At 70.2% G+C, this 25,065-nt stretch carries 21 protein-coding genes; 11 read left to right on the top strand and 10 right to left on the bottom strand.

What is annotated here, in order from left to right:
• The first annotated feature begins 6 nt into the window (after positions 1–6).
• The 9 genes from JN22_RS03130 to JN22_RS03170 all read left to right on the top strand — a co-directional run bounded on the left by JN22_RS03130 (position 7) and on the right by JN22_RS03170 (position 11,330).
• The gene (locus JN22_RS03130) at positions 7–873 is read left to right on the top strand and encodes a DUF1194 domain-containing protein (protein WP_085552537.1); all 867 of its coding nucleotides are present in this window, start codon (positions 7–9) and stop codon (positions 871–873) included.
• Positions 870–1,313, top strand: a complete 444-nt coding sequence (locus tag JN22_RS03135) for a hypothetical protein (protein WP_085552538.1) — start codon at positions 870–872, stop codon at positions 1,311–1,313. Before JN22_RS03130 ends, JN22_RS03135 begins: the two co-directional genes overlap by 4 nt.
• A 164-nt stretch (positions 1,314–1,477) precedes the next feature.
• The gene (locus JN22_RS03140) at positions 1,478–2,881 is read left to right on the top strand and encodes an efflux RND transporter periplasmic adaptor subunit (RefSeq protein WP_085552539.1); all 1,404 of its coding nucleotides are present in this window, start codon (positions 1,478–1,480) and stop codon (positions 2,879–2,881) included.
• A complete protein-coding gene (locus JN22_RS03145) occupies positions 2,878–6,000 on the top strand; it encodes a multidrug efflux RND transporter permease subunit (RefSeq protein ID WP_085552540.1) in 3,123 nt (1,040 codons plus the stop codon). Before JN22_RS03140 ends, JN22_RS03145 begins: the two co-directional genes overlap by 4 nt.
• A 6-nt stretch (positions 6,001–6,006) precedes the next feature.
• Complete coding sequence (locus tag JN22_RS03150) at positions 6,007–9,096, top strand: efflux RND transporter permease subunit (RefSeq protein ID WP_085552541.1); 3,090 nt, start codon at positions 6,007–6,009, stop codon at positions 9,094–9,096.
• A 252-nt stretch (positions 9,097–9,348) separates the two neighbouring features.
• Entirely contained in the window at positions 9,349–9,918 is a 570-nt protein-coding gene (locus JN22_RS03155) for an RNA polymerase sigma factor (protein ID WP_085552543.1), read from the top strand.
• Positions 9,915–10,349 carry a hypothetical protein gene (locus JN22_RS03160; RefSeq protein ID WP_085552544.1) on the top strand — a complete coding sequence of 145 codons (435 nt, stop codon included), beginning with the start codon at positions 9,915–9,917 and terminating at the stop codon, positions 10,347–10,349. The genes JN22_RS03155 and JN22_RS03160 overlap by 4 nt, the downstream gene beginning before the upstream one ends.
• Positions 10,346–10,801 (top strand): periplasmic heavy metal sensor, encoded by a 456-nt coding sequence (locus JN22_RS03165; protein WP_085552545.1) that lies wholly within the window; start codon positions 10,346–10,348, stop codon positions 10,799–10,801. The genes JN22_RS03160 and JN22_RS03165 overlap by 4 nt, the downstream gene beginning before the upstream one ends.
• A gap of 274 nt (positions 10,802–11,075) precedes the next feature.
• Complete coding sequence (locus JN22_RS03170) at positions 11,076–11,330, top strand: hypothetical protein (protein WP_085552546.1); 255 nt, start codon at positions 11,076–11,078, stop codon at positions 11,328–11,330.
• A gap of 15 nt (positions 11,331–11,345) precedes the next feature.
• Here JN22_RS03170 and qhpR read toward each other — a convergent pair whose 3' ends face one another.
• From qhpR to JN22_RS03190, 4 genes are all read right to left on the bottom strand, one after another.
• A complete protein-coding gene (gene qhpR, locus JN22_RS03175) occupies positions 11,346–12,356 on the bottom strand; it encodes an AraC-like transcriptional regulator QhpR (protein WP_223677547.1) in 1,011 nt (336 codons plus the stop codon).
• Between the two features lie 275 nt (positions 12,357–12,631).
• Positions 12,632–14,032: an ethanolamine permease gene (eat, locus tag JN22_RS03180; protein ID WP_085552548.1), complete on the bottom strand. Its 1,401-nt coding sequence runs from the start codon at positions 14,030–14,032 to the stop codon at positions 12,632–12,634.
• Between the two features lie 34 nt (positions 14,033–14,066).
• Positions 14,067–14,873 (bottom strand): ethanolamine ammonia-lyase subunit EutC, encoded by an 807-nt coding sequence (eutC, locus tag JN22_RS03185; protein ID WP_085552549.1) that lies wholly within the window; start codon positions 14,871–14,873, stop codon positions 14,067–14,069.
• Positions 14,870–16,264 carry an ethanolamine ammonia-lyase subunit EutB gene (locus tag JN22_RS03190; RefSeq protein WP_085552550.1) on the bottom strand — a complete coding sequence of 465 codons (1,395 nt, stop codon included), beginning with the start codon at positions 16,262–16,264 and terminating at the stop codon, positions 14,870–14,872. The genes eutC and JN22_RS03190 overlap by 4 nt, the downstream gene beginning before the upstream one ends.
• Positions 16,265–16,492: 228 nt before the next feature.
• On the opposite strand from JN22_RS03190, the gene JN22_RS03195 reads away from it, so the two are divergent.
• Positions 16,493–16,681, top strand: a complete 189-nt coding sequence (locus JN22_RS03195; protein WP_223677548.1) for a hypothetical protein — start codon at positions 16,493–16,495, stop codon at positions 16,679–16,681.
• 46 nt (positions 16,682–16,727) lie between these two features.
• Here the strand turns inward: JN22_RS03195 and JN22_RS03200 are convergent, their stop codons facing one another.
• From JN22_RS03200 to JN22_RS03210, 3 genes are all read right to left on the bottom strand, one after another.
• Positions 16,728–17,837 carry a serine hydrolase domain-containing protein gene (locus JN22_RS03200; protein WP_143268132.1) on the bottom strand — a complete coding sequence of 370 codons (1,110 nt, stop codon included), beginning with the start codon at positions 17,835–17,837 and terminating at the stop codon, positions 16,728–16,730.
• Positions 17,838–17,930: 93 nt separating this feature from the next.
• Positions 17,931–18,629, bottom strand: a complete 699-nt coding sequence (locus JN22_RS03205) for a DUF1345 domain-containing protein (protein WP_085552553.1) — start codon at positions 18,627–18,629, stop codon at positions 17,931–17,933.
• Positions 18,630–18,641: 12 nt separating this feature from the next.
• The gene (locus JN22_RS03210; protein WP_143268133.1) at positions 18,642–20,348 is read right to left on the bottom strand and encodes a VTT domain-containing protein; all 1,707 of its coding nucleotides are present in this window, start codon (positions 20,346–20,348) and stop codon (positions 18,642–18,644) included.
• Positions 20,349–20,622: 274 nt separating this feature from the next.
• Here JN22_RS03210 and JN22_RS03215 point away from each other — a divergent pair, with 274 nt between their 5' ends.
• The gene (locus JN22_RS03215) at positions 20,623–21,792 is read left to right on the top strand and encodes an acyl-CoA dehydrogenase (RefSeq protein ID WP_085553391.1); all 1,170 of its coding nucleotides are present in this window, start codon (positions 20,623–20,625) and stop codon (positions 21,790–21,792) included.
• 109 nt (positions 21,793–21,901) lie between these two features.
• Here the strand turns inward: JN22_RS03215 and JN22_RS03220 are convergent, their stop codons facing one another.
• The 3 genes from JN22_RS03220 to JN22_RS03230 all read right to left on the bottom strand — a co-directional run bounded on the left by JN22_RS03220 (position 21,902) and on the right by JN22_RS03230 (position 25,062).
• Entirely contained in the window at positions 21,902–23,575 is a 1,674-nt protein-coding gene (locus tag JN22_RS03220) for a methyl-accepting chemotaxis protein (protein WP_085552554.1), read from the bottom strand.
• A 421-nt stretch (positions 23,576–23,996) separates the two neighbouring features.
• Positions 23,997–24,350, bottom strand: coding sequence for a DUF6867 family protein (locus tag JN22_RS03225; protein WP_085552555.1), 354 nt, complete (start codon positions 24,348–24,350; stop codon positions 23,997–23,999).
• Between the two features lies 1 nt (position 24,351).
• Positions 24,352–25,062 carry an ABC transporter ATP-binding protein gene (locus tag JN22_RS03230; protein WP_085553392.1) on the bottom strand — a complete coding sequence of 237 codons (711 nt, stop codon included), beginning with the start codon at positions 25,060–25,062 and terminating at the stop codon, positions 24,352–24,354.
• Positions 25,063–25,065: the final 3 nt, after the last annotated feature.

Here is a 25,065-nt window from a genome sequence, read left to right on the forward strand (position 1 = left end):
TGCGCGATGCCTGTGTGCCGTCGTTCGTGCCGTCGCCTCACCCTGGCCGCCGCCCTGGCGCTGGCCTCCCCCTTGTCCCAGCCGGCCATGGCCCCACCGGCCTTCGCCGACGAGCCGGTCGACCTGGAGCTGGTCCTGGCCATCGACGTGTCGGGCAGCGTCGACCCGGAGGAGGGGAGGCTCCAGCGCGACGGCTACGTCCAGGCCTTCCTGAACGAGAAGATCCAGCGGGCGATCCGGGGCGGTCCCTTCGGCCGCATCGCCGTCACCTACATGGAATGGGCCGGCGACAACTACCAGCGCACCGTCATCGACTGGACCGTGCTGAGCGACCCCCGCAGCGTGCGCAGCTTCGCGCTGGCGGTGGGCGAGGCGCCGATCACCTCGCAGCAATGGACCTCGATCAGCGGCGCCATCGACCACGCCGTGCCGCTGTTCGAGGCCAACGGGGTGGAGGGCACCCGCCGAGTCATCGACATATCGGGCGACGGCGAGAACAACCGCGGCCGTCCGGTGGAGACGGCGCGCGACGAGGCGGTGGCGCGCGGCATCACCATCAACGGGCTGCCGATCCTCAACGACCGGCCCAACCCGTGGGGCGGCTCGCCCTCCAACAACCTCGACGGCTATTACCGCGACCACGTCATCGGCGGTCCCGGCGCCTTCCTGGTGCCGGCGAACGACTTCGACGCCTTCGCCGACGCCATCCTCAGCAAGCTGCTGCTGGAGGTGTCGGGCATGGTGCCGGAGCGCGACTGGGCGCTGTCCGAGCGGTTGCGGCGGGAAATGGAAAAACTGGCGGCGGATCCGGGACAGGGCGGGGGGGATCGGCTAGCCTCGCCGCAAACCACCGCCGACGGACACGCCACATGACCGGAACCCCGCTGTCGCACCTGCTGAAACTCGGCCCCGACCGCGTCGTCGCCAGCGCGGCGGTGGCGCGCAACGGCGGGGAGGAGGGCGGCGCGCTGATCCTGTTCGCGCGCGACCGGCAGCCGCCGCTGCCCCTGCTGTTCATCAGCGGCGTCGTGGAATCGCTGGGCGACGCGCTGCGCGCCTTCGCCCGGGCCGGCGGGCGGGCGCCGGAGGATCCGGCGCTGGCGCTGCGCTTCTCCCTGAAGCGGCCGAGGATCGAGGAGAGCCATTGGGCGGTCCGCCACGACGATTCCCGCGTCGTCGACACCATCCGGGCGCTGGCGGCGACCAACGCCCTGGCCCTGGAGCTGGTGATGCAGGACCGCGGCGTTTGCCACCTCGCCCTGCCCGCCGGGGTGACGCGCCTGCTGGCGGACGAGCTGCGCGCCACCCTCTGAGACCCCCGGCCCCGGGAGCCCGCCGGGAAAGGGGCGGGCACGCCCGCAGGCCCGCCCCGAAAAATATCCCGCCTTCGCGCGACGAATTCGCCCCAGCCGCCCGTACCAAGGAACGCCAAGGAAACGCGGCCGGACAAACAGGTCGAGCGAGCGTCGGGACTGTCATGAAGATTCGTTGGAGGCCGGTCGTCACCGGCGTGGTTCTCGTCGGGCTGGCCGGTGGCGTCGGTTACGCGGTCGAGCGGAAGCTGACGGCGCCGGCCAGGACCGCCGGGGTCCCCGGCGGCCCGCCCGGCATGCCCGGTCCTCCCGGCATGGCTCCGGGCGGCGGCCGCAGCCCGGTGGTCGCCGTGCAGGCCGGCACGGTGGCGCGCGAGGACGTGCCCATCTGGTTCGACGGCATCGGCACCGTGCAGGCCTTCAACAGCGTCACCGTGCGCGCCCGCGTCGACGGCGAGCTGCAACGGCTCGACCTGCGCGAGGGGCAGATGGTCAAGGCCGGCGACGTGCTGGCGGTGATCGACTCGCGCCCGCTCCAGGCCCAGCTCGCCCAGGCCCAGGCCAAGAAGGCGCAGGACGAGGCCCAGCTCGCCAACGCCCGGCGCGACCTGGAGCGCAACATGAACCTGAGGGAGTTCGCCTCCAAGCAGACGGTGGACACCCAGCGCGCCCTGGTCGCCCAGTACGAGGCGCAGATCCGCGCCGACGAGGCGGCGATCGAGGCGGTGCGGGTGCAGCTCAACTACACCACCGTCACCGCCCCGATCAGCGGACGGATCGGCCTGCGCAACATCGACAACGGCAACGTCGTGCGGGCGAGCGACCAGAACGGCATCGTCACCATCACCCAGATCCAGCCGATCGCCGTCGTCTTCACCCTGCCGGAGAAGCAGCTTCCCGCCATCCTCGCCGCCCAGGCCAATGGCGAGGTGCCGGTCCAGGCGCTCGACCGCGAGGGCAGGGCGCTGCTCGGCGCCGGGGCGCTCCAGGTCATCGACAACCTGATCGACAGCGGCACCGGCACCATCCGCCTGAAGGCGACCCTGCCCAACGAGCCGCAGCGCCTGTGGCCCGGCCAGTTCGTCAACGTCCGGCTGCTCTCCACGGTGCGCCGGGGGGCCACGACGGTGCCGGCCACGGTGGTGCAGCGCGGCCCCCAGGGGACCTTCGCCTACATCGTCAAGGACGACCAGACCGTCGAGCAACGCCCGATCAAGGTCGGCCACATCGAGGAGAACAAGGCCATCGTCGAATCCGGGCTGACCCCCGGCGAGCGGGTGGTGGTGGACGGCCAGTACCGGCTCCAGCCCGGCTCGCGCGTCCGCATCGTCGATCCGGCCGCCGCCCAGCCTCCGGCCGGCTCCCCCACCGCCGCCGCACCCGCCGGGGCACCGCCCGCCATGGCTGGCCAGTCGGGAGGCGAGGCCCCGGTCGCCCGCGAGGAACGCCACCGGGAACGCGGCCCCCGCGATCCGAACAACCCGGACGCCCCGCGCCGCCGGCCGCCCTCGGCGGATGGCAGCCCGGAGAGTGCCGGCCCCGCCCGCAGCCCGCGTGAGCCCTCATGAACATCTCCGCCCCCTTCATCCTGCGGCCGGTCGCCACCGGGCTGCTGATGGCGGCGGTGGTGCTGCTGGGGCTGCTCGGCTACAGCGCGCTGCCGATCTCGTCGCTGCCGACGGTCGATTTCCCGACCGTGCGCGTCACCACCCAGTTGCCGGGGGCGGCGCCGGACGTCATCGCCTCCTCGGTCACGGCGCCGCTGGAGCGCCAGCTCGGGCAGATCGCCGGCATCTCGTCGATGATCTCGACCAGCTCCTTCGGGCTGTCGAGCATCACCCTGCAATTCAACCTGTCGCGCGACATCGACGCCGCCTCGCAGGACGTGCAGTCGGCCATCAGCGCGGCGGCCGGCAGCCTGCCCAAGGGGCTGCCCAACCCGCCGATCTACGACAAGGTCAACCCGGCCGACACGCCGGTCATGGTGCTGGCGCTCAGCTCCGACTCCCTGCGGCTGGAGACGGTCAGCGACGCCGCCGACACGCTGCTGGCGCAGAAGCTCGGCCAGGTCGACGGCGTCGGCTATGTCGGCATCGAGGGCGGCCTGCGCCCGGCCGTGCGCGTGCAGGTCAACCCGGCGGCGGTCGCCGGGCTGGGGCTGACGCTGGAGGACGTGCGCACCACCATCACCCAGGCCAACGTCAACGCCCCCAAGGGCAGCTTCGACGGGCCGCGCCAGTCCTGGTCGATCGGCGTCAACGACCAGATCGAGAACGCCGCCGCCTACCGCCCGATCATCGTCACCTACAGGAACGGCGGCCCGGTGCGGCTGTCCGACATCGGCGCCGTCGTCGATTCGGTGGAGAACACCCGGCTGGCGGCGTGGCACGACGGCAAGCCGGCGGTGCTGCTGAACGTCCAGCGCCAGCCCGGCGCCAACATCATCGACACGGTGGACCGCATCCGCGCCCTGCTGCCGTCGATCCAGGAGTCGCTGCCGCCGCAGATCACGATGGCGGTGCTGACCGACCGGACCGAGACGATCCGCGCCTCGGTGCTGGACGTCCAGAAGACGCTGGTGCTCACCGCCGGGCTGGTGGTGATGGTGATCTTCCTGTTCCTGCGCAAGGCGTGGGCGACGGTGATCCCGGCGGCGGTTCTGCCGCTGTCGCTGATCGGCACCTTCGGAATCATGGCGCTGTGCGGCTTCAGCCTCGACAACCTGTCGCTGATGGCGCTGACCATCGCGTCGGGCTTCGTGGTGGACGACGCCATCGTCATGATCGAGAACATCGTCCGCCACATCGAGAAGGGCGAGACGCCGATGCAGGCGGCGCTGAAGGGCGCCCGCCAGATCGGCTTCACCGTCGTCTCGCTGACGCTGTCGCTGATCGCCGTCTTCATCCCGCTGCTGTTCATGAGCGGCGTGGTCGGCCGGCTGTTCCGCGAGTTCGCCGTCACGCTCTCCATCGCGGTGCTGGTGTCGATGGTGATCTCGCTGACCCTGACGCCGATGATGTGCGCCCGCCTGCTGAAGCCGGAGGGCGACGAGCGGCCGAACATCTTCTTCCGCTGGAGCGAGCGCGGCTTCGACGCGCTGCTCAACGGCTACGCGGCGAGCCTGCGCGTCGTGCTGCGCCACCAGTTCGCGACGCTGCTCTTCACCCTGGCGACGCTGGCCGCGACGCTGTGGCTCTACAACGCGGTGCCGAAGGGCTTCCTGCCGCAGCAGGACACCGGCGTCATCGTCGGCGTCACCGACGCCGCCCCCTCCATCTCGGTCAAGGCGATGGCCGAGCGCCAGCGCGAGGTCGCCGAGATCGTGCGGCGCGACCCCGACGTCACCGGGGTGGCGAGCTTCGTCGGCACCGGCACGGTCAACGCCACCACCAACACCGGCAGCCTGACCATCGCGCTCAAGCCGCGCGAGCAGCGGACCTCATCGGCGGAGGCGATCATCGCCCGGCTGCGCGCCGCCACGGCGGAGCTGAAGGGCATCTCGCTGTTCATGCAGTCGGTGCAGGACGTGCAGATCGACAGCCGCGTCAGCCGCACCCAGTACCAGTACGTGTTGCAGGACGCCGACCCGAAGGAGCTGGAGACCTGGACCCCGCGCCTGCTCGACGCGCTGCGCGCCCGGCCCGAGCTGACCGACGTGGCGACCGACCAGCAGCCCTACGGTCTCCAGGTCTACCTCACCATCGACCGCGACGCCGCCTCGCGCCTGCATGTGCTGCCGCAGGCGATCGACGACACGCTGTACGACGCCTTCGGCCAGCGGCAGGTTTCGACCATCTACACCCAGACCAACCAGTACCGCGTCATCCTGGAGGTGGAGCCGGCCTTCCAGATGGACCCGGCCTCGCTGTCCAAGATCTACGTGAAGTCGAGCGGGGGCGGCGTCGTGCCGCTGAACGCGCTGGTCAGGGTGGAGCGCACCACCGCCCCGCTGGTCATCACCCACCAGGGCCAGTTCCCCTCCGTCACCCTGTCCTTCAACGTCGCCCACGGCGTGGCGCTGGGCGACGCGGTGCGGGCGATCCAGGAGGCGCGCGCCGGCATCGGCATGCCCGACACCGCGACCGCCCGCTTCGCCGGCACGGCCGCCGAGTTCAATTCCTCGCTGGAAACCCAGCCCTGGCTGATCCTGGCGGCGGTGGTCGCGGTCTACATCGTGCTGGGCATCCTCTACGAGAGCACGATCCACCCGATCACCATCCTGTCGACCCTGCCGTCGGCCGGCGTCGGCGCCATCCTGGCGCTGATGGCGACGGGTCACGACCTGTCGCTGATCGCGCTGGTCGGCATCGTGCTGCTGATCGGCATCGTCAAGAAGAACGCCATCATGATGATCGACTTCGCGCTGGAGGCCGAGCGCCACCAGGGCATGGCGCCGGAGCGCTCGATCTACGAGGCGTCGCTGCTGCGCTTCCGGCCGATCATGATGACGACGATGGCGGCGCTGCTCGGCGCCCTGCCGCTGGCGCTGGAGACCGGCACCGGGTCGGAGCTGCGCCAGCCGATGGGCATCGCCATCGTCGGCGGGCTGCTGGTGTCCCAGGTGCTGACGCTCTACACGACGCCGGTGGTCTATCTGTACATGGACCGGCTCGGCCGGCTGCTGCGCCCGCGCCGCAAGGCCAAGGCGACGCCGCCGCCGCACGGCGAACCGGCGGCGGCGGAGTAGGCGGCCATGTCCCTCTCCACCCCCTTCATCCACCGTCCGGTCGGCACCTCGCTGCTGATGGTGGGGCTGATGCTGCTGGGCATCGTCGCCTACCGCTTCCTGCCCGTCGCCCCGCTGCCGCAGGTCGAGTTCCCGACCATCGTCGTCTCCGCCTCGCTGCCCGGCGCCAGCCCGGAGACGATGGCCGCCTCGGTTGCGACACCGCTGGAACGCCGCCTGTCGCGCATCGCCGGCATCACCGAGATGACGTCGAACAGCAAGCTGGGCAGCACCGCCGTCGTCGTGCAGTTCGAGCTGGACCGCGACGTCGAGGCGGCGTCGCGCGACGTCCAGGCCGCCATCAACGCGGCCGGCGGCGACCTGCCGGCCGATCTGCCGAGCCCGCCCCGCATGCGGCGGATGAACCCCAGCGACGCCCCGATCATGACGTTGGCGATGACCTCCGCCACCCTGCCGCCGGGGGAGGTCTTCTCGCTCGCCGAGACCATCATCGGCCAGCGGCTGAGCCAGATCGAGGGCGTTTCCCAGGTCTCGATCAACGGGGCGGAGAAGACCGCCGTCCGCGTCCGCGCCAACGCCGCCGCCGCCGCGTCGATGGGCGTCAGCCTGGAGATGATCCGCAGCGCCATCTCCCAGGCCAACGCCAACGGCCCCAAGGGCAGCTTCGACGGCGAGCACGAGAGCTGGGCGATCGGCGCCAGCGACCAGTTGTTCGGCGCCGACGCCTACCGCCGGCTGATCGTCACCGAGAAGAACGGCGCCACCATCCGCCTGTCCGACGTCGCCGAGGTGATCGAGGCGCCGGAGAACAGCCGCACCGCGGCGTGGTACGACGGGCAGCGCGCCGTCCTCATCAACATCCAGAAGCAGACCGGCTCCAACGTGGTGGAGACGGTCGACCGCATCCGCGCCGAGCTGCCGGTGCTGGAGGGCTGGATGCCGCCCGGCGTCAAGATCGCGGTGCGCAGCGACCGCACGCCGATGATCCGCGCCTCCATCGCCGACGTGCAGAAGACGCTGGCGATCACGGTGGCGCTGGTGGTGATGGTGATGGCGCTGTTCCTGCGCCGGCTGTGGGCCACCGTGATCCCGACCGCCGCCGTGCCGCTGTCGCTGGCCGGCACCTGCGCGGTGATGTGGGCGGCCGGCTACAGCCTGGACAATTTCTCGCTGATGGCGCTGACCATCTCGGTCGGCTTCGTGGTCGACGACGCCATCGTCGTCATCGAGAACATCGTCCGCCACATCGAGAAAGGCGAGACGCCGTTGCGGGCGGCGCTGAAGGGCGCCCGTCAGGTCGCCTTCACCGTGGTGTCGATCAGCCTGTCGCTGGTCGCGGTCTTCATCCCCATCCTGTTCATGGGCGGCATCCAGGGCCGGCTGTTCCGCGAGTTCGCCGTCGTCCTGTCGGTCGCCATCGCCGTCTCGGCCGTCGTCTCGCTGACGCTGACGCCGATGATGTGCGCCCATCTGCTGACCCCCGAGGCCGAGCGCGGCCCGCCCGGCCGCGTCGCCCGCGCGCTGGGCTGGGTCGGCGACCGGCTGTTCGGGCTCTACGCCGACGGGCTCGACTGGGTGCTGGAGCACCGGCGCTTCATGCTGGTCACGACCTTCGCCATCATCGGCGTCAGCGTCTGGCTCTACGGGCAGGTGCCGAAGGGGCTGATCCCGCAGCAGGACACCGGCATGCTGAACGGCTTCAGCGACCCGCCGCCGGACATCTCCTTCCAGGCCATGCTGGCGCGCCAGCGGGCGTTGCAGGAGGCCATCGACGGCGACCCGGCGGTGGAGAGCGTCGGCGCCTCGATCGGCGGCGGCGGGCCGGGCGGCACCTATTCCGGCCAGATCTTCATCGCGCTGAAGCCGCGCGACCAGCGCGAGGATCTGGCGACCGTCACCCAGCGGCTGCGGATGCGCGCCGCCCGCGTGCCGGGGGCGCAGCTCTATCTCAGCCCGGTGCAGGACATCCGGGTCGGCGGCTTCCAGGGGCGCAGCCAGTACCGCTACTCGCTCCAGGACACCGACATCAACGCGCTCAACGCCTGGGCGCCGAAGCTGGTCGACAAGCTGCGCACCCTGCCGGAGCTGGTCGACGTCGCCAACGACCGCCAGAACGGCGGCATCCAGGCGAACATCCAGGTGGACCGCGACGCCGCCTCGCGGCTCGGGGTGTCGATCAGCGCGCTGGAGGCGACGCTGTACGACGCCTTCGGGCAGCGGCAGGTCTCGACCATGTACCTGATGCAGAACCAGCACAAGGTGGTGCTGGAGGTCGATCCTAGGGACGCGCTCGGCCCCGACGCCTTGAAGAGGATGCATGTGCCGGGCCGCGCCGGGCTGGTGCCGCTGTCGGCGGTCGCCAGCGTGACCATCGGCAACCAGGCGTCGAGCATCCAGCACCAGAGCGGCTTCCCGGTCGCCAACCTGACCTTCGACCTCGCGCCGGGAGTCTCGCTGAGCCAGGCGACCCAGGTGATCGCGCGGGCGGCCGAGGACATCGGCATGCCGGCCAGCATCCGCGCCGGCTTCCAGGGCGACGCCCGCGCCTTCCAGCAGTCGCAGTCGAGCCAGCCGCTGCTGATCCTGGCGGCGCTGCTGACCATCTACGTCGTGCTCGGCGTGCTGTACGAGAGCCTGATCCACCCGTTGACGATCCTGTCCACCCTGCCGTCGGCCGGCTTGGGGGCGCTGATCGCGCTGATCCTGACCGGCTACGACCTGTCGATCGTCGCGCTGATCGGCATCGTGCTGCTGATCGGCATCGTCAAGAAGAACGCCATCATGATGATCGACTTCGCGCTGGAGGCCGAGCGCGAGCGCGGCCTGACGCCGCTGGAGGCGATCCGCGAGGCCGGTCTGGTGCGCTTCCGCCCGATCATGATGACGACGATGGCGGCGCTGCTCGGCGCGGTGCCGCTGGCCTTCGATTACGGCACGGGGGGCGAGCTGCGCCGGCCGCTCGGCGTCGCCATCATCGGCGGGCTTCTGGTCAGCCAGATGCTGACGCTCTACACGACGCCGGTGGTCTATCTGACGCTGGAGAGGCTGGCGCTGCGCCGCAAGCGCGGGCGCCGGTCGCTGGCGCCTGCGGAGTAGGGGGGATGAATGCCATCCTCACGCCGGATCATGCTCAAAAGCCCTTCTCCCCTTGCGGGAGAAGGGTTGGGATGAGGGGTATTCCGCCGGAGGCGGAAAGATTCGCTCCCCCTCACCCCAACCCCTCTCCCACAAGGGGAGAGGGGGCTCTCTTGACAGCTTTTCGATAGGGAGGCGACGACGAACGGGTGCATTTCCAGGCCGCTTGACGTAGGTCTTCGCCATGCCCTGCTGCACGCCCTGCATCACGCCATGGCGCCGGACCGGACGGCGATGAACGACACCGACGGCGACGATTCGCTGATGGCGCGCGTGGCCGGCGGCGACGCCGGGGCCTTCGAGCGGCTGGCGGCCCGCCACATGCGGCGCGCGGTGGCGCTGGCGCAGCGGATGACCGGCAACCCGTCCGACGCCGACGAGATCGCGCAGGAGGCGTTCCTGCGCGTCTGGCAGCACGCCGCCCGCTGGGACGGCGCCCGCGCCGCCTTCACGACCTGGCTCTACCGGATCGTCGTCAACCTCGCCATCGACCGTGGGCGCCGGCCGGCGTGGTCGCCGCTGGAGGACGCCGGGGAACTGCCCGACGCCGCCCCCGACGCGGTGGCGCAAATCGCCGAGCGCCAGACCGCCGACCTCGTCAACCGCGCGCTGGACGGGCTGCCCGACCGCCAGCGCGCCGCCGTGGTGCTGTTCCACCAGGAGGGGCTGAGCCTGCGGCAGGCCGCCGAGATCCTGGGACTGTCCGAGACCGCCTTCGCGTCGCTGCTGGCGCGGGCGCGGGGTGCGTTGAAGACGGCGCTCGCCGCCGGGAGGGTGTCATGATGACCGAGAGCCAGTTCCTCCAGCACCTCGCCGATCTCGGCGCCGACCCCGCCCGCTGGCCGCCGGAGCTGCGCGCCGACGCCGAACGGGCGCTCGCCGCCTCCCCCGCCCTGAGGGACGCGGTGCGCGAGGCCGAGGCGTTCGACCGGCTGCTCGGCGGTCCGGTTCCGGCGGTGGACGAGGCGCGCGTCGCCCGCCTGCTGTCGGCCGTCGGCGCGGCGGCGCGCTCCGTCCCGCAGGACACGCTCATGATGCTGCTGCTCGGCCGCATGCCGCGGCGGACGGCGGCGTCGCTGTGCGTGGCGCTGCTGGCGCTGGGCTGGCTCGCCGGCAGCCTCGCCACCCCCGGCGGCCCGGCGCCCACCGCCACGCGGGACGTCGCCCTGCTGAGCGACGACGTGCCCACCCTGTTCGACGGAGACGCGCGATGACCGGCGCCATCCTCACCCGCCTGCGGCCGCGTCTGGGCTTGCGCGCGCTGACGCTGCTGTCGCTCGGCCTCAACCTGTTCCTGGCGGCGGCGCTGGTCGCGACCTGGCGCCATCCGCCCCCGCCGCCCTACCAGCCGATGCCCGACCGCTTCGTCGAGCGCCTGGTCCCCGACCTGTCGGCCGAGGACGCCGCCCGCCTGCGCGCCGCCTTCGAGCCGCAGCGCGCCCGCTACGCCGCCCTGACCGACGAGTACCGCGCGGCCGGCCACAAGGTCCGCACCATCCTGGAGGCCGAGCGCTTCGATCCCCAGGCCCTGCGCGCCGCCACCGAGGCCGCCCGCGCCAAGCGCCGGCAGATCGCCGAGCTGACCGAGGAGACCATCCTGACCCTGCTGCCCGACCTGTCCCCGGCCGGGCGCATGCGGCTGATCGGTTCGGGCCGCGGCTTCTGAGGGAACTTTCCCGGACTGCCTAATTTTTAAGCAAACCCACTCATCCACAGGCGGGATACGCCGCGCCAAAGGGTGGCGCTGATTCTGTTCGGGGATTGCGCACACATCTATCCACAGATTCTGTGGAGAAGAAAACCGGCCGAAATCTTATCCACACAAATTCACATTCTATCATCCCCAGGAAAGATCGATTCTTGATCCCGCGATCCTTGTATCCACAGCCGTTCTGAAATATCCAGGAAGGACGGATCGACAAGGACCGAGGGCATTCATCATGCTTGGAGATGCGTTTCATCCAAGAAAGGCGACGATTTCGCTGCGCGTCGACCACCGCGTCAAAGCAGCGGCCAAGAATTACGCGCGCCAGCGGCAAACACCGCTGTCCGACGTCATGCGCGATCTGCTGGCGCGCTACGTCGCCGAATGCGCGACCGAGAACGCCACGGCGGCGCCGGACCTGCTGAAGGACCGCCCGCCCCAGTATGTGGATTTCGCCCGCCTCCAGAGGATCCTGCCGGACGCGGAGTGACGCCGGCCCGTTCCCTCAGCCCGCCCGCATTCCCAGCGGCGAGACGCCGAACCAGCGTCGGAAGGCCCGGCTGAAGGCGCTGACCTCCGAATAGCCGAGCAGGACGCCGATGTCGGCGACCGGCACATGGCGCTGGCGGATGTAGACGCCGGCCAACTCGCGCCGCACCCGCTCGACGAGATCGGAGAAGCTCAGCCCCTCGTCGGCCAGCCGGCGTTGCAGCGTCCAGCGGGCGATCCCCAGCGCGTCGGCGATGTCCTCGACATAGGGGTAGCCTTCCGGCAGGCGCGCGCGCACCTCGGCCTTCACGCGGTCGAGCAGGGCCGGCGTTCCGGTGTCCCCGGCGATGCCGACCAGCGTGCCGCACAGCGCGGTCAGCCGCGCCATGTCGCCCCCCGGCATGCGGCGGTCGAGCATGCGGCGGTCGAGGTTGCGGTCGCGCAGCACCAGCGCGTTGGTGCGCTGGCCGAAATGGGCCGGGGCGTCGAACAGCGCCTCGTGCTGGCGCCAGCCCTCGGGCCGGGGATGCTCGAACAGCACCTCCTCCGGCATCCAGGACGGGCCGAGTCCCGCGCGCACCACGTTGGCGAACATGCCCATGGTCAGTTCCGCGTCCTGCCGCCGCTCGACGATGCGGCCGTCGAGGATGCGGTATTCCAGCCGCAGGAACTCGCCGTCGCGGACGAAGCGGGTCTCCGTCGCCTGCTGGTGGAAGGGGAACAGCCGGGCCAGATGGTCGAGCGCCGAGCCGAGAGTCGGCGCCGCCAGCGCGATGCGGCCGATCAGCCCCAGCATCTCCGGCTGGAACTGGCGCCCGAACAGCAGCCCGAAATTGTCGTTGCCGGTGTCGCGCGCCGCGACCTCCATCATCGCCACATAGGCGCCGAGGTCGAGCGCCAGCGTCGGCTGGCCGAGCGCCTTCTCCTCGACGCCGGCGCGATGGAAGACGTCGTCGGGATGCCCGCCCTGCCCGGCGATGAAGTCGGCGACGCCCGACGCGGCGGCGGCCAGGATGTTGCGTTGCACAGGCGCTGTGCCGGAGCCTGGATAATGACCGGGAGTCTGCCTGGAAATCGATCCGCGCGGCGTCATGGGACAGCCTTTCGAAGCCGGTTTGCCGCAACGCAGCAAACACCGTGCCGAACCCGCAAGTCAGCATGGCCGGAAAGGCAAGCGGCGACAATAATACGATGGGCGGATATTTCGCCTTCAAAGAGAAAGGGCCGCCATCGCGAAGGATGGCGACCCGAATATCGCCCTCTCCCGGGACGGGAGAGGGAATTAAGCAGCGCAAACGGCCCTCAATCCGTCATGCTGCGCGCTTCCGCGTGCGCGAGGTTCAGCAGCGGGTCGCCATCCTCCCGCAGATCGGCGGTGAAGCGGTAGAACAGGTAGCCGACCGCGAACAGCCCGACGAACAGGCCGAAGACCAGGGCGTTGAAGTAGATCATCGTCGCCAGCGCCAGCACCGCCAGCCCCAGCGAGATCGCCGGAAACACCGGGTAGAAGGGCGCGCGGTACGGGCGCTCCAGCCCCGGCTCGATCGCGCGCAGGCGGAACAGCGCCGCCATGGACATGATGTACATGACAATGGCGCCGAACACCGACATGGTGACGATGTTGGCGGTCAGCGGCTGCCCGCCGATCTCGACCAGCCCGTCGGAGAAGATGGCGGCGATGCCGACCACGCCGCCGGCCAGGATCGCCCAATGCGGCGTCTTACGGGTCGGGTGGACGGTGGCGAAGACCGGCGGCAGGAAGCCGGCGCGGGCCAGCGCGAAGATCTGGCGGGAATAGCCCATGATGATGCCGTGGAAGGAGGCGATCAGCCCGAACAGCCCGATCCACACCAGCATGTGCAGCCAGCCGCTGTTCTCGCCGACCACCGCCTTCATCGCCTGCGGCAGCGGGTCGTTGATGTTGGAGAGCTGGGTCCAGTCGCCGACTCCGCCGGCGAAGATCATGGTGCCGAAGGCCAGCACCACCAGCGTCAGGATCCCGCAGATGTAGGCGCGCGGCACGGTGCGCCTGGGATCGCGGGTCTCCTCCGCCGCCATCGCCGCGCCCTCGATCGCCAGGAAGAACCAGATGGCGAAGGGGATGGCCGCGAAGACGCCGCCGAGCGACCCCAGCGAGAAGCCGTCCTCCCCCGACCAGCCCTTGGCCGCGAAGTTGGCCCAGGAGAAGCCCGGCGAGACGACGCCCATGAAGACGATCAGCTCGATGATCGCCAGCACCGTCACGAACAGCTCGAAGGTCGCGGCGATGGACACGCCCGCCACGTTCAGCCCCATGAAGATGACGTAGGCGCCGACCGCCGCCATCTTCGGGTCGAGCCCGGGAAACTGCACGTTCAGATAGGCGCCGATGGCCAGCGCGATGGCCGGCGGGGCGAAGACGAACTCGATCAGCGTGGCGAAGCCGGCGACGAAGCCGCCGGTCGGCCCGAAGGCGCGGTAGCTGTAGGCGAACGGCCCGCCGGCGTGCGGGATGGCGGTGGTCAGCTCGGTGAAGCTGAAGATGAAGGTGGTGTACATCGCCGCGATCAGGATGGTGGTGACGAGGAACCCCAGCGTCCCCGCCGCCGCCCAGCCGTAGCTCCAGCCGAAATACTCGCCGGAGATCACCAGACCGACCGCGATCCCCCACAGATGCAGCCCGGTCAGGCTCTTGCTCAGTTCAGGCTTCGTGCTCCCAGACATGAAAATACCTCCTGCCCCTGTTCGAAGGCGTTGGTCATGGTTTGCCGTCGTGTCCCCTTGCGGGGCTGGGCAGGTCCGGTCCCTGTTTCTTGTCGTTGTCCGGACCCGCCAGGGACGGGGCGTCCTCCTTGAGGCCGACCCCCGTCAGTTTCAGCCGCGCCGCCTCGGTGACGAGCCAGCACAGCTTGTCCGCCGCCGCCCCGATGGGCAGGCCGTCGGCGTGGATGTTGGAGATGCAGTTGCGCTCGGAATCGGCGCGCCCCGGCTTCGCATCCCAGGTCAGGTAGACGCCCAGCGACTCCGCCGCCGACAGGCCCGGCCGCTCGCCGACCAGCAGCGCCACCAGCCGGGCGCCCATGGCGGCGCCCACCTCGTCGCCGAGCGCGACCCGCGCCTGCTCCGCCAGCACCAGCGGCCCGATGCGCAGGTGGGCGAGCCGCTCGACGCAGGCGTGGACCAGCGGCGCCGCGTTGACCTGCACCGCCGCCGCCGACAGCCCGTCGGCGATGACGAACAGGACGTCCCACGCCCCGTCAGCCGGAGCCGGCGGCAGGGCGGCGGCGCTCGCCGGGTCGAGCCGGCGGCCGAGGTCGGGGCGGCGCAGGTAGGTGGCGCGGTCGGGGGCGGCGCTGTGGACGCGCAGGGTCGGGTGCGGCGCCAGATCGGCGGCCAGCCGGTCGAAGTTCACCGCGCTGTGCACCGCGTCGCGGGCACGGGCGTGGGCGAGCTGGAACTCCAGCAGCGCCTTCGTCGGCAGCGAGTCGCCGCTGCGCCCCAGCCCGATCCGCGCGCGGGTCGCCCGGCGGAAGCGCGCCCAGGGATCCTTGGGCTGGTCGTTCATACGGCCGCCCTCCCCAGCAGGGCGGAGACGACGAGGCTCCGGTCGGGCCAGGGCGGCAGGCGGCGCTGCTCGTCGAGCCAGCCGGCCTTGTCGAGCCACGCCTCGAATTCCGGGGCGGGCGGACGCTTCAGCAGGTGCCGCAGCCCGAGCACGTCGTGGTAGGACAGGCTCTGGTAGTTCAGCATCACGTCGTCGGCGCCGGGCACCGCGATCAGGAAATTGACCCCGGCCGTCGCCAGCAGCGTCATCAGGACGTCCATGTCGTCCTGGTCGGCCTCGGCGTGGTTGGTGTAGCAGACGTCGCAGCCCATCGGCACGCCGAGCAGCTTGGCGCAGGCGTGATCCTCCAGCCCGGCCCGCGTGATCTGCTTGGCGTCATACAGGTATTCCGGCCCGATGAAGCCGACCACCGTGTTGACCAGCAGCGGATCGAAGGCGCGGGCGACGGCGTAGGCGCGGGTCTCGACCGTCTGCTGGTCCACCCCGAAATGCGCGTCGGCCGACAGCGCCGAGCCCTGGCCGGTCTCGAAATACATCACGTTGTCGCCGATGCTGCCGCGCTTCAGCGCCTTGGCGGCCTCCTGCGCCTCGGCCAGCAGCGACAGGCTGACGCCGAATCCCCGGTTGGCCTTTTCGGTGCCGGCGATCGACTGGAAGACCAGATCGACCGGCGCCCCGCGCTCGATCGCCTGGAGCGTGGTGGTGACGTGGGCCAGCACGCAGGACTGCACCGGGATGTCGAAGCGCGTGCGCACCGCCTCCAGCATCTCCAGCAGTGCGACGCAGGCCGGAACATTGTCGGTCGCCGGGTTGATGCCGATCACCGCGTCGCCGATGCCGTAGAGCAGCCCGTCCAGCGTCGAGGCGGCGATGCCGGTGGGGTCGTCGGTCGGGTGGTTGGGCTGGAGACGGCTCGACAGCCGGCCGGGCAGGCCGATGGTGGTGCGGAAACGGGTGACGACCGAGCATTTCGCCGCGACACAGACCAGATCCTGGTTGCGCATCAGCTTCGACACCGCCGCCACCATCTCCGGCGTCAGGCCGGGGGCGAGCGCCGCCAGCGCCGCCGTGTCGGCCTCGTAGGACAGCAGCCAGTCGCGGAACTGCCCGACCGTCATGTGCGCCACCGGGCGGAAGGCGGCGGAATCGTGGCCGTCGAGGATCAGCCGCGTCACCTCGTCGGTCTCGTAGGGGACCAACGCCTCGTTCAGGAAGACCGTCAGCGGCAGGTCGGCCAGCAGCATGCGCGCCGCCACCCGCCGCTCGTCGCTGTCGGCGGCGATGCCCGCCAGCTCGTCCCCCGAGCGGCGCGGCGAGGCGCAGGCCATCACCGCCTTCAGGTCGTCGAAGCGGTGCCGATGCCGCCCCAGATCGCGCGTGTAGACCGCCATCGCCGGCCTCCCTCCTTGCCTGTGCGTGAAGCATGACACGGGGATGGGGAGGGGCCGTTGACATTGGAACACAAAATGATGAGCCGCCCCCTTCGGGGCAACGGCGCGGCGCAATCGGCCTAAACCCGGTCCGACCCGCTCCGGCGGGCGTTGAAAGGGCGGTTGGATCGCGGCGAAATCGATATCGCCCGCCGGTCCGGACCCGTTTTTCCGATGGGAGATGTTCCGATGTTGACGTTGTTGCGCACCGCCGCCCTGGTCCTGCCGCTGATCGCCGTCGCCGCCTGCCACCAGGAAGGCCCGGCCGAGCGCGCCGGCAAGTCCATCGACAACGCCGGCCAGAGCGTCAAGGACGCCATCGACCCGCCGGGTCCGGCCGAGAAGGCCGGCCGCGCGCTCGACAAGGCGGTGAACTGAGCCTGACGATCCTTGGGGGGGGCGCCGGCGTCGGCCCGGCCTCCCTTCAGGGCGTCAGAAGGCCGCGGGCCAGCAGCAGGCCGACGTCGTCGTCGGTGTTCTCGTCGCCGTTCATGATCAGGACGATGACGCTGTCACGCTCCGGGTAGTACCAGGCCTCGGTGCGGAAGCCGGCGAGCCGGCCGGGATGCCCGTATTTCGGCCCGAGATCGCTGTCCTCCACCATGATGCCGTACCCATAGCCGTCCTCGGCGTCGCCCGCCCGGTCGACCAGCATCGCCCGCAGCGTCGCCGGGTCGAGCAGCAGCCCCGGACGGCGGAACAGCGCGGTCATGAAGCGTTCCAGGTCGCCGGCCGTCATCGTCGCCGGCGCGTCGCCGAGCGGGCTGGAATAGGCGTAGAGGCTGGCGTCCGACCGGCTGCCGTCCGGCCTCGGCGCGCGGTAGCCGTGCGCGACGCCGGGGTCGGCCGGATCCGCGCCGAGCCCGGTCGCCGTCATCCCGGCCGGGCGGAAGATCCGCGCCGCCAGCGCCTCGGCAAGGCCGACCCCGTCCAGCTTCTCGACGATCCGGCCCAGCAGCATGTAGTTGGTGTTGGAGTAGGCGTACTCGCCCGGCTTGGTCGGACGGCCGCAGGGCGCCTCGGTCAGCGCCTCCGCCACCGTCCAGCGCGGGCTCGGGTGGCGGGCCGTCACCGCCGCCGCGTTGCGCAGGCAATCGGGGATGCCCGAGCGGTGGGTCAGCAGATCCTCCACCGTCGCCGTGCGCAGATTGGCGAGCCGCTCGACCCCCGGCAGATCGAGCAGCGGCAGGGCGGGGTCGCCGAGCGCGACGCGCCCCTCCTGCACCAGTTGCAGGACGGCGACCGCCGTCATCATCTTGCCGGCGGAGGCGGTGTGGAAGCGGGTGTCCGGCGTCACCGCGACGCCGCGCGCCCGGTCGGCCATCCCGGCGGCGACGACGCGGGGGATCCCGTCGGGGCCGGACAGCGCCAGCACGCCGCCCGGCGCGTCGTAGCGGCGCAGCAGGCCGGCGAGCACCGTCTCGGGAGCCTCCGCCGCGCCGGCGGCCGGGGCGCCGGCCAGCAGGCACATCAGCACCGCGCAGCGCCGTGACGCGCGCGCCCAGGCCGCAGGACCGGCCGACCGAAAACCCACGACACCCTCCGGCGTTGCAACGAAACGCCGCTCATCCTGCCCAGGGCAATCCGGCGGGCGCCAGCGGCAAATCGTTCGTTTTCGAAGTGGTCGTCAGCCGACCAGACCGGCGGCAAGATTGACCCCCAGCGCCAGCACCGCCGTGTTGAACAGGAAGGACAGGGCGCCGTGCATCAGCACCAGCCGCCGCATCGCCGCCGTCCGGGTGGTGACGTCGGACACCTGCGCCGTCATGCCGACGGTGAAGCTGAAATAGAGGAACTCCAGATAGTCCGGCGCGTCGTTGCCGGGAAAATCCAGGCTGCGGCCGTCCGGGGGCTGGCCATCCGGGGCCCGCCCGCCCTGGCCGGTGCCGTCCAGCCAGTAATCATGGGCGTAATGCTGGGCGAAGAAGACGTGCAGGAAGGCCCAGGACAGCAGCACCGTCACGGCGGCGAGCCCCGCCGACAGGCCGGCGTGGGGGGAGCCCTTGGCGGCGATCAGCTCGACCGCGATGGCGACCAGCGAGGCCAGCGCCGCCAGCACCGCTCCCGCCAGCACGCCCCATTTGCCGGGGTCGAGCCGCTGGGCGCGGCGGCGCATCGACGCGACGGTGGCCCGGCTCATCAAGGCGGAGGCGACGACGATGTAGAGCGCAACCCCGACGTCCCAGCCGACCAGCAGGGCACCGACCGGGCGCAGCCACAGCGCGGCGGCCATGGCGACGGCCACCGCCAGCGCCAGCGCCGTCGCCAGCGACGGGCGGTTGCGGAGGTGGCGGATGGCGCCGCGGCGCAGGGCGTTGCGGCGCATCGGGGCGTTCCGTCAGTTCGAGGCCGGGTAGAGCGGCAGCAGCGCCTGCTGGCGCCGCTGGAAACGGACCAGCTCCAGCGCGGTCAGCGGGGCGAAGCCGCGCGCCCGGTTGGCGGCGGCGACCTCGAACATCAGCGCCTGCTGGTGGAACAGCGCGGCGTAGGCGTCGGTCAGCCGGAAATCGGGATCCCACATGTGGATGGCCTCGGCCCCGGCGCCGTTGACCTCGATGATCTGGATGTCCTCGCCCAGCTCCAGCCGCTCCACCGAGGCGAAACGCACGTCGAAGCGGCCGAAATGGAAGTTCGGCATGGAATCGGCGATCTCGTCGAAGCGCGCGACCAGGGTCGCCGTCACATGGGCGCGGGCGTCCTTGTAGAGGCCGCCGACCCGGCTGCTGCCGACCAGCGACAGGCGGACCACGTCGCCCTCCGCCGGCACCTCGTCCAGCCGGCCGGCCAGCGCCTCGTGGTGCAGGTCGGCCTTCCAGGCGGCGCGCGGGTCGCGCGCGATCAGGGCGCGCAGGCTCGACCGCCCGTCGCCGACGACGTGCGGGAAATAGCGGAAGGTCATCGAGAAGATGCGCCCGCTCTGCTCCCCCGGCAGCCGGACGTAGAAGATTCCGGCCTCGCCCGCGTAGGGCACGTAATCCTGGAGGATCACCCGGCAGTCGGCCGGGAAGCCGGCCAGATAGGCGGCGAGGTCGGCGCTGTCGCGCACCAGCCGGACGCCGATGCCGCGCCAGCCGATGTCGGGCTTGGCGACCAGCGGGAAGGCGAGGTCGGCCGATTCCGCCACCCGCTCCAACTCGGCGGTGCTCAGATCCGGCCGGTTGACCAGCGCCACCGATTTCGCCACCCAGCGCCGCGCCTGCGGCCCGATCAGGTCGATGCACTGGATCTTGGATTCGCCGAGCAGGCCGCCCGCCTCGATCGAGGGGTTGGCGGCCGTCGGCAGGCTCAGGCTGCGGTGGCGGATGCCCAGCGCGAACCACTGGATCACCAGCGGAATGTAGAAGAGCAGCGGCGGGATGCGCTCGGCCAGCCCGATGGTGCGGGCGCCGGCCGGGACCACCGGCATGCCGGGCAGGGCGATGGCGTGCGGCGTCGGCATCCCCTTCAGCGCGGCCGGCAGGTGCGGCCCGATGACGCGGCTCAGCCGGGATGCCAGGGGGGCCAGCGCCGAGCGCGCCGTCCGTGTCCGCAGCCCGACGATGACCAGCACGGTGACGAGGCCGATGGCCTGCATCTCCACCGCCGCCGCCTCCAGCGAGGAGGTCAGCAGCGTCAGCAGCAGACCGACATGCAGGACCGCCGTCACGATCGTGATGACGATGAAGCGCAGGAAGGGCACCTTCATCGCGCCGCAGGCGAAATAGGTCGGGAACAGGACGCCGGGCACCAGACGGCAAGTCACCAGCGCCGGAAGCAAATTCTTCTGCAACGCCGTGCGGCAGCGCTCAAGCAACGGCCCCTCGGTCCGCCGCCGCAGCCAAGTGACGCGCAGCGACAGGATTCCGAGGAAATAAATGAAAAGGTCTCCGGCAACAATCCCACCCAACAGAGCAAGAGCCGCAAGGCCGATGTTGAGAGTGCCGACGCTGATGAGACTGGCGCCCGCCGCAATCGCAACGTCTTCGTGCAACAGCGTCAGCAAGGCGAGTCCAAACAACAGAGGGAAATCGGAGAAGGCCGTTATTGGTTGCAATGCAGCAAGCACGGGCGTCGCTGTCCGTCAGAGTGGGTATCCAGTCTGGATATACGGGCAAAATTGCATAAGATTCGGTAAGCTTCACGTTAAAAGTTTTTTGAAACGCTTCGGTACGGACAATCCCCGATATGTCATATCGTTTCGTTATGGGGCTGATCGAAAATATGTGTTTGTCACTATGGCAGCAACCGGGCAGACTGCCCGTCCATCGCTTGAAGCCGCCCAACCCAGAGGTCCGCCCCCGACCGTTCGGGCAAGGACCAGGAGACGCACCGTGAAGACCATGCAGTGGGACGATCCCTTCCTCCTCGACTCCCAGCTTTCCGAGGACGAGAAGCTGGTGCGCGACAGCGCCCGCGCCTACTGCCAGGACAAGTTGCAGCCGCGCGTCATCGGCGCCTTCCGGGAGGAGCGCTTCGACCGCGAGATCATGGCGGAGATGGGTGCCTTGGGCCTGCTCGGTCCGACCATCCCGGAGGAATATGGCGGGCCGGGGGTCAACCACGTCGCCTACGGCCTCGTCGCCCGCGAGGTGGAGCGGGTGGACAGCGGCTACCGCTCGGCGATGTCGGTGCAGTCCTCGCTGGTCATGCACCCGATCTTCGCCTACGGCAGCGAGGAGCAGAAGAAGACGTGGCTGCCGCGTCTGGCCAGCGGCGAGCTGGTCGGCTGCTTCGGCCTGACCGAGCCGGACCACGGCTCCGACCCCGGCGGCATGAAGACCCGCGCCACGAAGGTGGACGGCGGCTATCTGCTGAGCGGCTCCAAGATGTGGATCACCAACTCGCCGATTGCCGATCTGGCGGTGGTGTGGGCCAAGTCCGACGCCCATGACAACAAGATCAAGGGCTTCGTCGTCGAGCGCGGGACCAAGGGCTTCTCGACCCCGAAGATCGAGGGCAAGCTGTCGCTCCGTTCCTCGGTGACCGGCGAGATCGTGCTCGACGAGGCCTTCGTGCCCGACGGGAACCTGCTGCCCAACGCGTCGGGCCTCGGCGGGCCGTTCGGCTGCCTCAACAAGGCGCGCTACGGCATTGCCTGGGGCGTGATGGGCGCCGCCGAGTTCTGCTGGCACGCGGCGCGCCAGTACACGCTGGACCGCAAGCAGTTCGGCCGTCCGCTGGCCGCCAACCAGCTCGTCCAGAAGAAGCTGGCCGACATGCAGACGGAGATCACGCTCGGCCTCCAGGCCTGCCTGCGCGTCGGCCGCATGATGGACGACGGAAGCTGGTCGCCGGAGATCATCTCGCTGATCAAGCGCAACAATTGCGGCAAGGCCCTGGACATCGCCCGCGTCGCCCGCGACATGCACGGCGGCAACGGCATCTCCGACGAGTTCCAGGTCATCCGGCACATGGTGAACCTGGAGACGGTGAACACCTACGAAGGCACCCACGACGTCCACGCCCTGATCCTGGGCCGTGCGCAGACGGGCATCCAGGCCTTCTTCTAAGGCGTTCTCCCGACGGCGGGGGGGCGGTGTCCGTCCGCCCCCCTTGTCCGTCTGAGCGGTTGTGCTCCCTTCCCCCTTCCGTCCCCCGGCGGAAGGGCTTTTTTTGCCGTTACGCCGCCTTGGCCTGCGAGCGCACCTCGTTGAGGAAGCGGTCGACCTCGGCGGCCAGCGTCCGCGTCTGCTCCGACAGGCCGCGCGCGGCGTCCAGCACGGTGCCGGCGGTCGCCCCGGCGCTCTCGGCGGTGCGGGCGAGCGCGGCGATGGTGCCCGACACCTCCTGGGTGCCCAGCGCCGCCATCTCCACCGCCCGCGCGATCGCCTGGGTCGCCGCGTTCTGCTCCTGCACCGAATGGGTGATGTCGCCGGCGATCCCGTCGATCGCGGTGATCGTCGTGCCGATCGAGCCGATGGCGGACGCCGCGTCGCGCGTCACGCTCTGCATGGCGTTGACCTGGGCGGCGATCTCGTCGGTCGCCTTCGCCGTCTGATCGGCCAGCCCCTTGACCTCGGTCGCCACGACGGCGAAGCCCTTGCCGGCCTCGCCCGCCCGCGCCGCCTCGATGGTGGCGTTCAGAGCCAGCAGGTTGGTCTGCTTGGCGATGGCGTGGATCAGCCCGACCACCTGACCGATGCGCTCGGCGTTGGCGATCAGCCCCTGCACCGTGGCGTTGGTGCGGTCGGTGTGGGACACCGCCTCCCCGGCGATGCGGGCGGAATGGCCGACCTGCTCGGTGATGCCGCCGATCGAGCCGGCGAGCTGGCTCGCCGCCGCCGCCGCCGAGCGGACGTTGGCCTGGATGTCGTCGGATTCCCGCGCGACGTTCCGCGACTGGTCGGACGCCTCGCCGGTCACCGCCGCCATGCGGCCGGCGCTGTCGGCCATGCCGACGGCCGAGGCGGCGATGCCCTCGACCAGCCGCATCACCGTGCCCTGGAAGCGGTCGGCGAGGTCGAGCAGGGCGGCGCGCTTGGCCCGTTCCGCCTTGGCGTCGGATTCCGCCTGCGCCGCGTGCATGCGCTCGATGGCCTGGGCGTTGTCGCGGAAGACGCTGACCGAGCCGGCCATGGCGCCGATCTCGTCGCGCCGCTCGGTGCCGGGGACCGCCGCCATGCTGTTGCCGCCGGCCAGATCGGCCATCGCCGCCGCCATGGCGCGCAACGGCTTGATCAGCATGCGGCTCAGCGCCAGGTTGAGCAGGCCGATCTGCACGACCAGCGCGATCAGGCAGATGGCGATCTGGTTGCGCATCTGGCCCAGGATGGCGTCGATCTGCTGCTCCAGGCTCCAGGCGATCTGGAGGGCGCCGACCAGCCGGTTGCTCTTGCCGGTCACGACGGGCACCGTCACCACGATGTGCCCCTTGGCCGAATGCGTCTGCGCGCCCTTGCCGGCCAGCACGGCGGCGACCGCCTCCTTGTCGGCGGCGAGGTCGTATTTGGCGAAGCGGGGGTTGGAATAGTCGGCCAGCGTCTCGGTCGCCGTCACCGCGCGCAGCGAGGCGAGCTGCACCTCCTGGCTGTCGGCCAGCGGCATGAACTCCGTCTCGATGGAGGCGCCGTCGTTGGCGACGAAGCTGGTCTTGGCGGCGTTCGCCAGCATGTCGGTCTTGACGCGGGCGTCGTGGGTGGCGAGCCGCACCGTGTCGTCATACTGCATCCTGGCCTGGAGGCCCATGATGACGACGAAGCCGCCGACGATGGCGGCGACGAAGGCGGCCGTCACCTTGCGTCCGACGGTCCAGAAATGACGGGGCCGCGAACCGGCCCTGCTGTCCCCTGTCATGAGACTGTCCCTTCCCCTGCGGATGAAGCCTTGCGGATGAATCCGTACGCCGGTGACGGCGTTTTCCCTGTTCATGGTCGAGATCGTTCGCGCCGGCCGATGACGTTCGGTCGGTTTTCCCGATTGCTCGGGTGGCTGATTGTCCAGGCGCGTCGTATTTCTGTAATTTTTTATTACAGTTATCGTCGATGATATCGTCGGGTTTCGACGAAATCCATCATGTTTTTGATTGATCGACCAATCATCAAGAGATCGATTGGTCTGTGTCTTCGGATTTTAGCCGAATTTTCTGAATTTCCGTGACATGGACGATGCCATGACTTCGGGTATGGTTTTTTTACGGTGACCGGCTGGACAACCGCCAAGTCTACGCTTGGCGGTTGTTTCACATCACATGGCAAACAATGCCCGGTGCGTGGGATCAGCCGCGCGCGGGGCTGCGCTCACGCCAAGCGAAGGGCCCTGCGCGCTCGTAGAGCCATGGGTACTGGTTGACCATGCGGCGTGCGATGGCGATGCGGTGGGCGGTGAGCGTGATGGCGCCGATAACGGCCGTGTGGACCAGGAAGCCCCATGGCGACAGCAGCGGCTCGCCGAACAGGCCCCAGGCGAGGAAGCGGTCGCCCAGCCCGAGCAGCAGCGAATAGGCCACCGCCACCGACGCCGGCTTCCAGCCCTCCGCCAGGGTCTGCCCGGTCAGCACCCCGAAGCCGCCGAACACCACCACCGTCAGCCCGAGGAACACCGGAAGCGACGCGCCAAGCAGATGCTCCATCTCAGTGCCCCCCTTCCAGATAGGCCGCCCGCACCTCCGGGTCAGCCAGAAGCTGCGCCCCCGACCCCGTCATCGTGATCCGCCCGTTCACCATCACATAGCCCCGGTGCGCCAGCTTGAGCGCGTGGAACGCGTTCTGCTCCACCATGAACACCGTCATCTTCTGCTCTTCGTTGATCGCCTTGATCACCTGGAAGATCTGCTTGACGATCAGCGGCGCCAGACCCAGCGACGGCTCGTCGAGCAGCAGCAGCCGCGGCTGGCTCATCAGCGCCCGGCCGATCGCCAGCATCTGCTGCTCGCCCCCCGACATCGTGCCGGCCCGCTGGTGGATGCGCTCCTTCAGCCGCGGGAACAGCGTCAGCACCCGCTCCAGCTCGGTCTCGAAGCTGCCCGGCTTCGCCACGATCGAGCCCATCTGGAGATTCTCCAGCACGCTCATCCGCGGGAAGATCCGTCTCCCTTCGGGCGACTGGGCGATGCCGCGCCGCACGATCTCGTGGGTCGGCAGGTCGGTGATGTCCTCGCCCTCGAACACCACCCGCCCCTGGCGCGCCCGCGGGCTGCCGCACAGCGTCATCAGCAGCGTCGACTTGCCCGCCCCGTTCGCCCCGATCAGCGAGACGATCTCGCCCGAGCCGATCTCCAGGTCGATGCCCTTCAGCGCCTCGATGGCGCCGTAGAAGGTGTGCACCCCCGACACTTTCAGCATGCT

Source organism: Azospirillum agricola, assembly GCF_020005195.1.
Lineage (GTDB): Bacteria > Pseudomonadota > Alphaproteobacteria > Azospirillales > Azospirillaceae > Azospirillum > Azospirillum agricola.